This window comes from Pseudomonas sp. H1_D05, from assembly GCF_054682705.1.
This window is the reverse complement of record NZ_CP162825.1, coordinates 2,445,925-2,459,148: the sequence shown is the minus strand read 5'-3', so window position 1 is coordinate 2,459,148 and position 13,224 is coordinate 2,445,925. Positions and strand designations below refer to the sequence as shown.

Genomic DNA, 13,224 nt, shown 5'->3' with positions numbered 1-13,224 from the left:
GACTTAGCGACCGCGAACCGCTTGTTCCAGCTCGGCGAAGCTTGGACGGTGCGCCGGGTACAAAACCTTGCGACCGAACTCGACCGCCAGCGAAGGCGGCATGCCGGAAGCCGAAGCCACCAGCGAGGCCTTGATGGCTTCGTAGACGTTCAGCTCTTCCTTGGCATCATGAGCCGGGGAATGCGCCAATGGGCCGAAGAAACCGTACGCCGCGAGAATACCGAAGAAGGTACCGACCAGTGCCGCACCAACGTGCAGACCGATGGACTTCTGATCGCCTTCACCCAGCGAGGCCATGGTCACCACGATACCGAGTACCGCCGCGACGATACCGAAACCGGGCATGGCATCGGCGATGCCGTTCACCGCATGAGATGGATGCTCAAGGTCTTCTTTCAGGCTGTACAGTTCCATGTCGAACAAGCCTTCCAGCTCGTGCGGCGCCATGTTGCCGGACGACATGATGCGCAGGTAATCGCAGATGAACGCGGTCATGCGCTCGTCTTTGAGGACTGCCGGGTACTTGGCGAAGATCGGGCTCGCAGCGGCATCTTCGATGTCGCCTTCGATGGCCATCATGCCTTCGCGGCGGCTCTTGTTGAGGATCTCGTAGATCAGCCCGAGCACTTCCAGATAGAACGTGTGGCTGAAGCGCGAACTGAACATGCTCAGGGATTTCTTGAGCACGTGCATCGTCATGTAACCGGGGTTGGCCTGGAGGAATGCACCCAGTGCCGCACCACCAATGATCATCACCTCGAAGGGCTGGATCAGGGCGGCAATCTTGCCGTGGGAGAGCACGTATCCGCCGAGCACGCTCGCGAATACGACGATGATGCCGATAATTTTAGCCATAGGTAGAAAGTACTTATTTAAGTCGGGTTCAAGGTCATATTCGGAAGTTAAAAAATCTCTTCTTCTACTTATCGGCAAAACTGCGCCAGACTATAGCCAGTTCAGGCGAAAAGCCAATTTTAGCCCATGCCGGGCGCGTCTACAGTCAGTGAAGATCCCGTCCAGACATGGCTAATGAAACGAACGTCCCATACGCAAAACCGACCACGCTCGACGGCTGGGTCAAGCTGCTCGACAGCGTCCGGCTGCCCGTGCCGCAAGAGGCTCACGACAAAGTCTGTCGGGCGATCCGCGACAATCGCAGCTCGCTGCGCGACATCGCCGACCTGATGCAGGACAGCCCGGCACTGGCCTTGAGCATCATCCGTGAGGCGAATCGTCACACCCACGGCACCATGGCCGCACCGGCGGAAAATCTCGAGGTGGCGATCAACCGTCTCGGCCTGGCGCGGACTGAAGAATTGCTCGCGCGCCTGCCGGCTGAACCGCAGATGCAAATCCCCAAGGCCCTGCGCCAGTTACAGATGATCAGCCAGCACGCGACGCAACAGGCCAACGGTTTTTTCGCCAGTCGCCTGGCGCGGCTGTGGCAGGACATTCATTGGGGCAGCCTGTTGTTTTTGTCGCCGCTGTGGCCATTGGCGCTGACTTATCCGCAATTGCTCGAAGAATGGGAACTGCGGGTTATCCACAAGGGCGAATCGGCGCGCGTGGTCGAAAAGCAATTGTTCGGCGTACGCCTGCTGAAAATCGCCGAGGCGCTGGTGCAAGTCTGGCACCTGCCGATCTGGGTGCAGCAGGGTTATAAGCTGCTGCTGAGTGAACAGCGCGAACTGGTCAAAGTGCTGCGCATCGCCCGCGACAGCGAACATCCGTTGCGCCAGCAAAACCGCCTCGATGACGACCCGACCCTGCGCCGCTGGCTCAACCAGCCGGCCAACACCGTGCTGCTGGCCAACGGCCTGGCACTGTCTGCGCAACAGGCGTGGGACAGTCCGCACAGCGAACGCTGGCAGTACCTGACCAGCCTTTATCTGCAGATTTCCATGGATGAAGTGCAACAACAGTTGCACCAGCAAGCCGCCAACAGCGCACGCCATCATGCGATGCCCGACCTGTGGCATCCGGCGGTTTCGTTGCTGTGGCCATGGGGCACCCATCGTTTGCCAGCCGGCATGCTGCCCGCAGCTGCGCCAACCTCGGAAGATCTGACGCAATGGCGCCAGCAATGCGCCGAGCTATTAGCCGAGCCAAGCCGCTTCACCAATGCCATGAGCCTGACCGTCGCCGCTCGCGATGCGCTGGTTGCCAGCGGCATGCGCCGGGTGATGATCCTGATGGCCGATCGCACACAGTCCAATCTGCGCGTGAATCAAACCGCCGGGCTACCGAAAGAAGCCGCGGCGCTGAATTTCGTCGTCAGCCAGAGCAAGGTCTTGCAACGGCTGCTCGCGCAACAGGCGCAGGTGCGGATCAATCCCGAGAACAACGCTCAGTTCTCCGCTCTGCTGCCAGCGAGCCTGCGCACCCTGTTTCGTGGCGAGCATCTGTTCCTGCGTTCCCTGGTCAATAACGGCCGGGTGATCATGATTGCCGTCGCCGATCAGGGCGGCGGGCCGTTCGCTGATATCACCGTGCAAGCCTTTGGCAAAACCGCACAGTGCATCGAAAAAGCCCTGCACAGCTTTAGCAGCCGCGGCCGATGAGGCTGCGCTACAATCCTCCCCTTTGTGCTCTGGAGACCTCACATGTCTGACTTCTCTGGCTTGCCGCTCGTCATCGAGGCGAGCGACCTGCTCCCGCGTCTCGACTCCCCTGAACTGATTCTGGTGGACCTGACCAGCCCTGCCCGTTATGCCGAAGGTCACTTTCCCGGCGCACGCTTTGTCGATCCCAAGCGCACCCAGCTCGGCCAGCCGCCGGCGCCGGGACTGCTACCGGCGAAAGCCGATCTCGAAGCGTTATTCGGTGAGCTGGGCCATCGCAAAGATGCGGTCTACGTGGTCTATGACGACGAAGGCGGCGGTTGGGCCGGGCGTTTCATCTGGCTGCTCGACGTGATTGGTCACGACAAATATCACTACGTCGACGGCGGTCTGCCGGCGTGGCTGGCGGCCGGCATGCCGATGTCGATCCAGGTTCCGCCTGCAGTGGGCGGCCCTGTGCCATTGACCCTGCATGAAGAACCGACCGCGACCCGTGAATACCTGCAAAGCCGCCTCGGTGCTGCCGATCTGGCGATCTGGGATGCGCGCGGGCCGCTGGAGTATTCCGGTGAGAAAGTGCTGGCCGCCAAGGCTGGGCACATCCCCGGCGCGGTCAATTTCGAATGGACTGCCGGCATGGACAAGGCCCGTCAGTTGCGCATTCGCACAGACATGCCGCAGATCCTCGAAGACCTCGGGATCACCAAGGACAAAGAAATCATTACCCACTGCCAGACCCATCACCGGTCGGGCTTCACTTATCTGGTGGCCAAATCCCTCGGTTATCCGCGGGTCAAGGGCTACGCCGGTTCCTGGGGCGAATGGGGCAACCACCCTGACACGCCAGTCGAGATTTAAGGTTTTTAAGGACAACTAATGAAAGAGCGTCTGTTTATCCTCAGCCAGTACCTGCTGCCTCATCACCTGCTGTCGCGTCTGGCCGGCTGCATTGCCGAGTGCCGCGTGCGCTGGTTCAAGAATGCCTTCACCCAATGGTTCGCCAAGCGCTACCAGGTGGACATGTCGCAAGCGCTGGTCGAAGACCTCACTGCCTACGAGCACTTCAACGCCTTCTTCACCCGCGCCCTGAAAGACGGCGCGCGTCCACTGGACGAAACCCCGGGCGCGATCCTCAGCCCGGCCGACGGTGCGGTCAGCCAGCTTGGCCCGATCGAACACGGTCGCGTGTTCCGGGCCAAGGGCCACAGCTTCAGCGTGCTGGAACTGCTCGGCGGTGATGCGGCTAACGCTGCACCGTTCATGGGCGGCGACTTCGCCACCATTTACCTGTCGCCGAAGGACTACCACCGCGTGCACATGCCGCTGGCCGGCACCCTGCGCGAAATGGTCTACATCCCGGGCCGGATCTTCTCGGTCAACCAGACCACCGCAGAAAACGTTCCGGAACTGTTCGCCCGCAACGAGCGCGTGGCGTGCATTTTCGACACCGAGCGCGGGCCGATGGCCGTGGTGCTGGTGGGTGCGATGATCGTCGCTTCGATCGAAACCGTGTGGGCCGGCCTGGTCACCCCACCGAAGCGCGAGCTGAAAACCTTCCGCTACGACGAAGCCGCCCGCGCGCCGATCCATCTGGAAAAAGGCGCCGAACTGGGTCGCTTCAAACTGGGTTCGACCGCGATCGTGCTGTTCGGGCCGGATCAGGTGACATGGGCGCAAGAGCTGGTGGCGGGTTCGCCAGTGCAGATGGGTCAAGGCCTGGCGCTGCCAAAAGCCTGAACATGATGTGAGCCACTGATCCGCCTTTTCACACGTCTGCGAAAAGGCGGATACGACTCGGTGGTGCCGTTACTCTATTTGCCCAAGAAAGCCGATCGGGCCTTCGTTGGCATAGGTATTGGTGCCACTGAGGTTTTTCCCTCCGTCACTGGACGTGACGCTCAACGCGATAACGTTCTGATTGTCCCGGCCGCCAATCACCCACTTGCCGCCCGGATGCCATGGGGCATCATTGCCACCCCACTGATTCTCGACGTTGTACTGGTTCTGACCGGTGCGCTGCGCTTTGAAGCCAATGGGACCTTCCCCGACATAGGTCATGGTGCCGGTGAACGTTTTACCGTCATCGCGCGACTTGATCTCGATCGCGACGACATTCTGGTTGTCCCGCCCGCCGAGTACCCAGGTTCCACCCGGATGCCACGGCGCCGAACTGCCACCCCATTGATTTGCCACTGCATATTTAGACATGAACCTCATCTCCTTGAAGTTTCGGGAGACCTGCCCGAGGTTGACGGCAGGCCGTGCAACCGTGCGTTTCCGATCGCACGCCTGAGAGACTAGTAGGGCTTGGGGAATGGCATCCGGCCAGCAGACCAGCGGTCAAAAAGTCTGACGCTACCCAGCGAAACAGACCACAGCTGCTAGAGTTTTGGGCATTGCCCCTTCCGCCGCCGGAGCACGTCAAGGCATGAGTGAGTCTCGTCCCCAACCCTCCCTGAGCGCCCCGACCCCGACGCAAACGCGTCTGTCGTTTTGCGAAGCAACGCCGCGCGACCTCAAGCGCTGGATCGCCGGCCTGCCCAAGGCCAACATCGGTGAAACCGCCCGCCTGCTGTATCAAGGCCTGGGCGAACTCAATCAATTGCTCACCCCCAGTGACAATCGCCTCAACCTGCTGGAGCTGCTGCGACCCGAGGTGTATTTCGTCTGCCAGCATCTGGAACGGCACTTCCTGCATCAGGCGATCATGCTCGACGAGCGTTCACGCAAGATCAGCAATTTGTGTCAGGCGCTGCAAAGCCATCTGGCCGTCGGCTACAAACAGATCATGTTGCGGATTGCGCCGAAGTACAGCAAGGATCGCGCGATATTGGTCAGCACGGCCCTGCAACGGGCGGCCCATGCTCTCAAGGGTCAACTACTGCGTGCGACGCAACTGTACAGCGCGGCACCGGAGCAGGTGTGGTTCGAACTGCATCAGCTGTATCGCATCGCCTGCGAACTGCAACTGCAACAGCGCCGGGTCCACGACGATCTCGCCAGCCTCACCACCGAACTCACGCTTGAACAGACTTACATCGCCGCCCTGCTCCTGGGCAGTGCCCGCTGCAATCAATTGCGGCAGAACCAGATCGCCCGATTGGCTGAAGTACTCGAACCGTGGAGCGCCCTGCTCAAATTGCATCCCGGTCGCTCGAGCGAAGGACTGTTTGCGATCAGCCCGGTGATCGATACCGGCCCGCGCTACCGCAACATGTTTCGCAGCGAAGAACAGGCCGGATTGCTCGGCTTCGATCCGCAGCCACTGGTGAACGCCATCGAAGCGCATTTGCAGCACCAGCCCGCATCGACGCCGCTGCCCGTTCCGCCCGGGCTCAGCTTCGACACCCTGCAACACCTGCATGCCACCTGGGGACAAGCCGCCGAGCGCAGCTTTCAGCGCACCGTCGGCCAAGGCCATCTAACCGTGTGCGTGGGCATGAGCGCGCTGCACTTTTATCTGGGTGGCGAGCGCAGTTTCAGCGAGCTGCTCAAACACCCCGGAACGCGCTCGGCGAATTTCAGCAGTGCCGTCGCCAAAGGTGAAAAGGACAGTTGGAGCCAGGCTTTCGACGCCGCACCGCAAAGCAAAACTGATGAATTTTTGCCTTACGAGGAAATCCAGTACGACCATTTGCTCGAGGATGAAAGCGGCACGGACAGTACGCCGCATTACCCGACCCATGCCCTGCCGGTGATCAATCACAGCCCCGGTGGATATTGCCTGGCGTGGCCAAATGAAGTGCCCGCCGAGCTGCAGGCCGGGGAAATGCTCGGCATTCAGGACAGTGTCAGTCTGGGCTGGAGCATTGCGGTCATTCGCTGGATCCGCCAGGTGCGCGGCGGCGGCACGCAAATGGGCATTGAGCTGGTGGCGCCACATGCCCAGCCTTGCGGCCTGCAACTGGTGCGTTCACGGGACGATCACAGTCAGTATCTGCGCGGATTATTGTTACCGGAGATCAGTGCGATAGATTTGCCAGCAACCTTGCTGGCGCCGCGCTTGCCGTTTCAGGAAGGCAGTAAAGTGCTGATCAATACCCAAGGCGAAGAACACCGCGCCGGGCTGGATCGACGGGTGGCGAGTACGCACAGTTTCAATCAGTTCGCCTATCGCTCGCTGGAGGTCGCGCGCAATGGCGGGAGCGAGGAGGATTTTGATTCGTTGTGGAAATCGCTTTAAGTGCCCGCCGATGGATCGGCGGCGCAACCTTCGCGAGCAGGCTCGCTCCCACATTGGAATACATTTCAACTGTGGGAGCGAGCCTGCTCGCGAAGAGGCCAAGTCAGGCGATAGAGATCTCAGAGCTGCCCGTCGCGATCACGGAAACCCAGCAGATACAACACGCCATCCAGCCCCAACGTCGAAATCGCCTGCTTCGCCGACTGCTTCACCAACGGCTTGGCACGGAACGCTACGCCCAAACCGGCAATCGCCAGCATCGGCAGGTCATTCGCACCGTCGCCGACCGCGATGGTCTGCTCCAGACGCAAACCTTCCTTGTGTGCCAGCTCTTTGAGCAAATCAGCCTTGCGTTGAGCATCGACGATCGGCTCGATCGCCACGCCGGTACACTTGCCATCGACCACTTCCAGTTCGTTGGCAAACACATAGTCGATGCCGAGTTTGGCCTGCAATTGCTTGGCGAAATAGGTGAAGCCGCCGGACAGGATCGCGGTCTTGTAGCCCAGTCGCTTGAGTTCCGCGAACAGCGTTTCGGCGCCTTCGGTCAGACGCAGAGAAGCGCCGATCGAGTCCAGCACGCTGACATCCAGACCTTTGAGCAAGGCCAGACGCTCTTTGAAACTGGCGCGGAAATCCAGCTCGCCGGCCATGGCCCGCTCAGTGATTTCGGACACCTGCTCGCCCACGCCGGCAGCCTTGGCCAGCTCGTCAATGACCTCGGCCTCGATCAGCGTCGAGTCCATGTCGAACACCGCCAGACGACGGTTGCGCCGGAACAGCGAGTCTTCCTGAAAGGCGATGTCGACGTTCAGCGCTTGGGCAACGCTGAGGAATTCGGCACGCAGCGCCTGTGGATCGGCGGCTTCGCCACGCACGGAGAACTCGATGCAGCCCTTGCCCTTGTCCGCTGGCGTGTCCAGTGGCATGCGACCCGACAGACGGTCGATGTGATCGATATTCAGGCCATATTTGGAGGTGATCGAGCTGACAGCCTGCAATTGGCCAGCGGTCACTTTGCGGGTCAACAGGGTGACGATGTGGCGTTTCTTGCCCTGATTACCCACCCATTGCTGGTAATCCTCTTCGGACACCGGCGTAAAGCGTACCTGCTGATCGAGCTCGTAGCCCTTGAACAGAATGTCCTTGAGCACGGACTTGCCTTGCTCGGAATCGGGGATTTCAACCAGGATGCCGAACGACAGGGTGTCGTGGATCACCGCCTGACCGATGTCGAGAATGTTCACACCACCTTGTGCCAGAACGCCGGTAATGGCCGCAGTCAGACCCGGACGGTCGACTCCCGTGATGTTAATCAGGACGATTTCGCGCAACGCGCACCCCCGCAACTGGAAAAAAACCGCATTCTACCCACTTTCAGTGACCATCGGGCACCGCGAGCGCTTTGCCGGTCTAGGGCCTGTCGCTATACTGCGCGTCAACTTCACGGACAAAAGAGCCGAGCTCAGTGAACCGGCCCACGCCAGTTAAAACCGATAACTTCTTCCTGCTGATCTTCCGTGCACTGCGCCACCGCCGTGTACCGATTGCATTGCGCATTGCCAGCCATAACGTGATCCTGGTCGCTCTGGCCCTGGTGATCTATGCCGGCGTGATGGGTTTGCAATTCAAGCAGGCCATGCACCAGCAGGCCGATGCGCTGGGCGAAAGCCTGACCACGCAGACCGCGACCTCGGCCACCGAGCTGTTGGTGTCCAACGACATCCTCAGCCTCAACGTGCTGCTCAACAACCTGACCAAGAACAAACTGGTGGCCCACGCGGCGATCTACAGCGTGGATAACCGCATCCTCGCCGAGTCCGGTCAGCGGCCCAAGCACAGCCTGCTGGGCGAAGCCGAGGGCATGTACGAGAGCAAGATCACCTTCCAGGACGTGACTGCCGGGCAACTGCGCATCAGCCTGGACATGGATCAGTTCCAGCAGCCGATGACCATCAGCCTGCAAAGCATGGGCATTCTCAGCGGGATCCTGTTGGCGCTGTCGCTGGCCCTGAGCCTGCGCATGGGCCGCTATCTGTCGACGCCGTTGCTGCAATTGCGTGTCTGGTTGCGACGCATCGACGAACACACACCGGGCATTGATCGTCAGGATGAAATCGGCGATCTGGCGCGTCAGCTGCACGCCAACTACGCGCCGGAGCCAGCACCGGAACCGGAGCCTGAGTTCGAGGACGAAGAGGACGAGCCGGAATTCGAGGTGCGCAACTTGCGTGATCCGAGTTTCGACGAAACCCGTCCGATGGCCGCGCAGAAGCCTGCACCGCGACATCTGGTCAGCACCGTCGAAGACGATGATGACGATGACGCGTTCGCTGATCTGCGCGATGAATCGCTGGACGTTGCGCCACAACCGGTCGCCCGCAAGGCGACCCCGAGCGTGCCACAACACAGCGCTGTGCTGGCGGTACAACTGGGCTCACAGGAACAACTGCGCCGCTTGCCGCGGGCACGCCTGGAAGAATTGCAGGAGCGTTATCGTGACTGCCTCGATCAGGCTGCTTCGCTGTATCAGGGTGAAATCGAAACCCTCAACGACGGCAGCACGCTGATGCTCTTCCACACCGAAGACAGCGGTGACGATTACCTGACCAACGCAATCTGCTGCGGCGAGTTGCTGCGGGCCTTGGGTCATCAGTTGCAGATTGAAGTCGCAGACAGCGGCATCACCCTGCAACTGCAGCTGGGCCTGACTCTGGGCGATGAGTTGTTCGGCTTGAGTCAGATTGATCTGCTGCTGACCGATTCGGCGCAGGATGCGCTGGCCTTGTCGCAGCACAGCCGTAACCTGCTGCTGGTCGAACGCAAGATCGGCGACGATGCGCTGATACGCCAGCGTGCACGGATCCGGCCAATCGCCAGCCCTGAGGGGGCTTGCTGCGTGGAGCGGTTGATGGAACCGTATCCGTCGATGCTGGAACGGCAACTGGCGCGGATGCATGAGCGCCGGGCGTAAGCCTAAGGCCTGAAACACGGAAGCCCGCAGACGAGTGATTGTCTGCGGGCTTTTTTGTGGCCGGTGTTATCGAGATTGCAAGCACCCTGAAAAGCCCCTCACCCTAGCCCTCTCCCACAGGGAGAGGAGACCGATCCGGGATTATTGCCGGAATACACCGACCTGCACGTCCTGCTTTGAATCCATAACCGCCAGGATCGTTCAGGTCGATGCATGGCGCCAGACATCTCGGTCGGCCCCCTCTCCCTCAGGGAGAGGGCTGGGGTGAGGGGCTTTTGATCTTTCGCGCAGAACCCCAGACACAACAAAGCCCGCACAAGGCGGGCTCTGTTCTGACTCGATCCAGCTTAGAAGCGGAACACTTCCATGTCTGTCCGAATCGGCGATGCCATCGGAATCTTCGGTTGTTTCTCTGATTCCGCCGCCGGCGCTGCCGGTTTTGGTGCCGCTTTACGCGGTGCCTCGGCCACCGGTGGCTGATTGGCCAACGGCTTGAGCGCTACCGACAATTGCTCGGCCAGACGCTGCAGCAAAATGCCCTGGGCCTGAACCTGCGAAGCGGTACTGCCGGCATGCAGCTCTTGCAGATGAACGATGCGGTTATCGCGCACCTGACCACGACGGTCGATCAAACGCCATTGAGCATCGAGAATCGCCGGTTGTTTCTGGCCAGAGTCCAGACGCGTGATGGTCAGCAACACCTGCACATCCGGAGTGAACCCCGTAGTGGCCGGTGCCAGCACTACACGCTGGCTGTCCAGATGGCCAGCAACCTGACGCATCAGCAACTGATCGATATCCGACGAAAGGCTGCCAGCCCAACGACCGTCTGTCGCTGCTTGCAGGCTGCCATCGGGTTGACGTTGCAGCAATGTCTCACGTTGCAGGTAATCGGCTACGACTACCGGACCCAAAAGAACCGCCATGCCCGCGCTTTGCGCAGGCTGAACCGGACTTCCACTGTCCAGTTGATACAGCGACACCGGCTGGTGAACGCTGCAACCCGCCAGGCCCAAAACGCCGGCGAGCAGGAAAATAAGGGGGCGCAGAGCAGTCATCATCCCGTCCAGGTGGCCGCCACAAGGCTGACCACAGTGAAAATACTCAATAAATATGAAGAACGCTCGGCCACGCCGGCGCTTGGAAAGGCCATATCATCCGTGAATATGCGTTCCGACTCCAGCGCCAAAGCGTCGATCTACGCGTTAAATCGTAGATCCAACGCTCTAGGGCGCCTAATTGAGGTTTTCGACGAGCAGCGCATCCACTCTCTGGAAGCCCCTCGGCAGCTTATTGCCACGACGCCCACGCTCACCTTTGTAGTGTTCGAGGTCATCGGCCTTCAGCGACAGGGTCCGTTTTCCGGCCTGCAGCACCAAGGTGGCGCCTTCCGGAAGGACGGCGATGTCCGTGACATATTCTTCGCGACTGGCCACACGTTCACCGGAAATACCGATGATCTTGTTGCCTTTGCCCTTACCTAATTGTGGCAGATCGCTGATTTTGAAGATCAGCAGGCGACCTTCGGTCGTGACCGACGCCAGCCAGTTGTGCTCACGATCGGCCACCGGACGTGGCGCGATGACTTTGGCGTTGTTCGGCAGGCTCAACAGGGCTTTACCGGCCTTGTTCTTGGCTTGCAGGTCTTCGCCCTTGACCACAAAACCGTAACCGGCGTCGGAAGCGATCACGTACAACGCGTCGTCTTCCGGCATCAGCACGCATTCGAAGCTCGCACCGGGCGGTGGTGTCAGACGACCGGTCAACGGCTCGCCCTGGCCCCGAGCCGATGGCAGGGTGTGCGCGGCGACCGAGTAGCTGCGGCCAGTCGAGTCGATAAACACCGCAAACTGGTTGGAGCGCCCCGCTGCTGAGGTCTTGAAGCCATCACCGGCCTTGTACGACAGGCCCGTGGCGTCGATGTCATGACCTTTGGCCGAACGGATCCAGCCTTTTTCAGACAGCACCACGGTGACTTTTTCGTTCGGCAGCAGATCGTGTTCGGTCAGCGCCTTGGCTTCAGCGCGCTCGACGATTGGCGACCGACGGTCATCGCCGTAGGTTTCGGCGTCTTTCAACAGTTCGGTGCGCACCAGCTTCTTCAGCTTGGCTTCGCTGCCCAGCAGGGCTTGCAGCTTGGCTTGTTCCTTGAGCAGTTCGTCCTGCTCGTCGCGCAGCTTCATCTCTTCCAGTCGCGCCAACTGACGCAGACGGGTGTCGAGGATGTAGTCGGCCTGAATTTCACTGAGGGCGAAACGCTCGATCAGCTTGGCCTTCGGATGCTCCTCGGTACGGATGATGTGGATCACTTCATCCAGGTTGAGGTAGGCGATCAGCAAACCGTCCAACAGGTGCAGACGACGCTCGACCTTGTCGAGGCGGAATTGCAGGCGACGACGTACGGTCAGCACGCGGAATTCCAGCCACTCGACCAGCAGCGCTCGCAGGTTTTTCAGCTGCGGCTTGCCGTCCAGACCGATGATGTTGACGTTGACCCGGTAGGTCGACTCCAGCTCGGTGCTGGCGAACAAGTGCTGCATCAGCGCTTCATGATCGACGCGGCTGTTGACCGGAATGATCACGATGCGGCACGGATTTTCGTGGTCGGATTCGTCGCGCAGGTCAGCGATCTGCGGGGCTTTCGACGGCTTGGCCTGCATCAGCGCGGCGATCTGCTCCAGCACCTTGGCGCCGGACACCTGATGCGGCAGCGCGGTGACGATGATGTCGCCGTCCTCGACGTGGTACACGGCGCGCATGCGCACCGAGCCCTTGCCGGTTTCGTACATCTTTAGCAAGTCGGCGCGCGGCGTAATGATTTCCGCTTCGGTCGGATAGTCCGGACCCTGAATGTGTTCGCAGAGCTGCTCGACCGTGGCTTTCGGCTCATCGAGCAGACGCACGCAAGCGGTGGCGACTTCGCGCAGGTTATGTGGCGGCACGTCGGTGGCCATGCCCACGGCAATACCGGTGGTGCCGTTGAGCAGGATGTTCGGCAGGCGTGCCGGCAGCACCAGCGGCTCTTGTAAGGTGCCGTCGAAGTTCGGGCCCCAGTCGGCAGTGCCCTGGCCCAGTTCGCTGAGCAGCACTTCGGAATAACGCGACAGACGTGCTTCGGTGTAACGCATGGCGGCGAAGGACTTCGGATCGTCCGGCGCACCCCAGTTACCCTGACCGTCGACCAGCGTGTAGCGATAGCTGAAAGGCTGCGCCATCAGCACCATCGCTTCGTAGCACGCCGAGTCACCGTGCGGGTGGAATTTACCGAGCACGTCACCGACGGTACGCGCCGATTTCTTGTGCTTGGAGTCGGCGTCCAGCCCCAGCTCGCTCATGGCGTAGACGATACGCCGCTGTACCGGTTTCAGGCCGTCGCCGATATGCGGCAGAGCACGGTCCATGATCACGTACATGGAGTAGTTGAGGTAGGCACTTTCGGTGAAGTCGGCCAACGAGCGGCGTTCTACACCGTCCAGGCTGAGATCAAGGGGGTTGCTCATGCAGGC

Annotated in this window: 10 protein-coding genes; 5 read left to right on the top strand and 5 right to left on the bottom strand. The window is 60.5% G+C overall.

Features of this window, described 5'->3' with window-relative positions; genetic code table 11:
• Positions 1-3: 3 nt before the first annotated feature.
• Positions 4-855 (bottom strand): flagellar motor stator protein MotA, encoded by an 852-nt coding sequence (motA, locus tag AB4O11_RS11105; RefSeq protein WP_460130655.1) that lies wholly within the window; start codon positions 853-855, stop codon positions 4-6.
• A 167-nt stretch (positions 856-1,022) separates the two neighbouring features.
• On the opposite strand from motA, the gene AB4O11_RS11100 reads away from it, so the two are divergent.
• Genes AB4O11_RS11100 through asd form a run of 3 tightly spaced genes read left to right on the top strand, consistent with a single transcriptional unit; the run spans position 1,023 to position 4,298 of the window.
• The gene (locus tag AB4O11_RS11100; protein WP_460130654.1) at positions 1,023-2,561 is read left to right on the top strand and encodes an HDOD domain-containing protein; all 1,539 of its coding nucleotides are present in this window, start codon (positions 1,023-1,025) and stop codon (positions 2,559-2,561) included.
• A gap of 42 nt (positions 2,562-2,603) precedes the next feature.
• Positions 2,604-3,419 (top strand): thiosulfate sulfurtransferase, encoded by an 816-nt coding sequence (gene rhdA, locus AB4O11_RS11095; protein ID WP_258709152.1) that lies wholly within the window; start codon positions 2,604-2,606, stop codon positions 3,417-3,419.
• A gap of 18 nt (positions 3,420-3,437) precedes the next feature.
• On the top strand, positions 3,438-4,298 hold the full coding sequence (asd, locus tag AB4O11_RS11090) for an archaetidylserine decarboxylase (RefSeq protein WP_460130653.1): 861 nt from the start codon (positions 3,438-3,440) through the stop codon (positions 4,296-4,298).
• A gap of 69 nt (positions 4,299-4,367) precedes the next feature.
• Here the strand turns inward: asd and AB4O11_RS11085 are convergent, their stop codons facing one another.
• A complete protein-coding gene (locus AB4O11_RS11085; protein WP_460130652.1) occupies positions 4,368-4,769 on the bottom strand; it encodes a lectin OAA family protein in 402 nt (133 codons plus the stop codon).
• 220 nt (positions 4,770-4,989) lie between these two features.
• On the opposite strand from AB4O11_RS11085, the gene AB4O11_RS11080 reads away from it, so the two are divergent.
• Positions 4,990-6,744 carry a molecular chaperone gene (locus AB4O11_RS11080; RefSeq protein ID WP_460130650.1) on the top strand — a complete coding sequence of 585 codons (1,755 nt, stop codon included), beginning with the start codon at positions 4,990-4,992 and terminating at the stop codon, positions 6,742-6,744.
• 119 nt (positions 6,745-6,863) lie between these two features.
• Here AB4O11_RS11080 and serB read toward each other — a convergent pair whose 3' ends face one another.
• Positions 6,864-8,078, bottom strand: coding sequence for a phosphoserine phosphatase SerB (serB, locus tag AB4O11_RS11075; protein WP_460130649.1), 1,215 nt, complete (start codon positions 8,076-8,078; stop codon positions 6,864-6,866).
• Between the two features lie 134 nt (positions 8,079-8,212).
• On the opposite strand from serB, the gene AB4O11_RS11070 reads away from it, so the two are divergent.
• Complete coding sequence (locus tag AB4O11_RS11070) at positions 8,213-9,718, top strand: AhpA/YtjB family protein (protein WP_093430159.1); 1,506 nt, start codon at positions 8,213-8,215, stop codon at positions 9,716-9,718.
• A gap of 347 nt (positions 9,719-10,065) precedes the next feature.
• Here the strand turns inward: AB4O11_RS11070 and AB4O11_RS11065 are convergent, their stop codons facing one another.
• A complete protein-coding gene (locus tag AB4O11_RS11065; RefSeq protein ID WP_093430158.1) occupies positions 10,066-10,776 on the bottom strand; it encodes a PqiC family protein in 711 nt (236 codons plus the stop codon).
• Between the two features lie 177 nt (positions 10,777-10,953).
• A complete protein-coding gene (parC, locus tag AB4O11_RS11060) occupies positions 10,954-13,218 on the bottom strand; it encodes a DNA topoisomerase IV subunit A (protein WP_093430157.1) in 2,265 nt (754 codons plus the stop codon).
• Between the last annotated feature and the right edge of the window lie 6 nt (positions 13,219-13,224).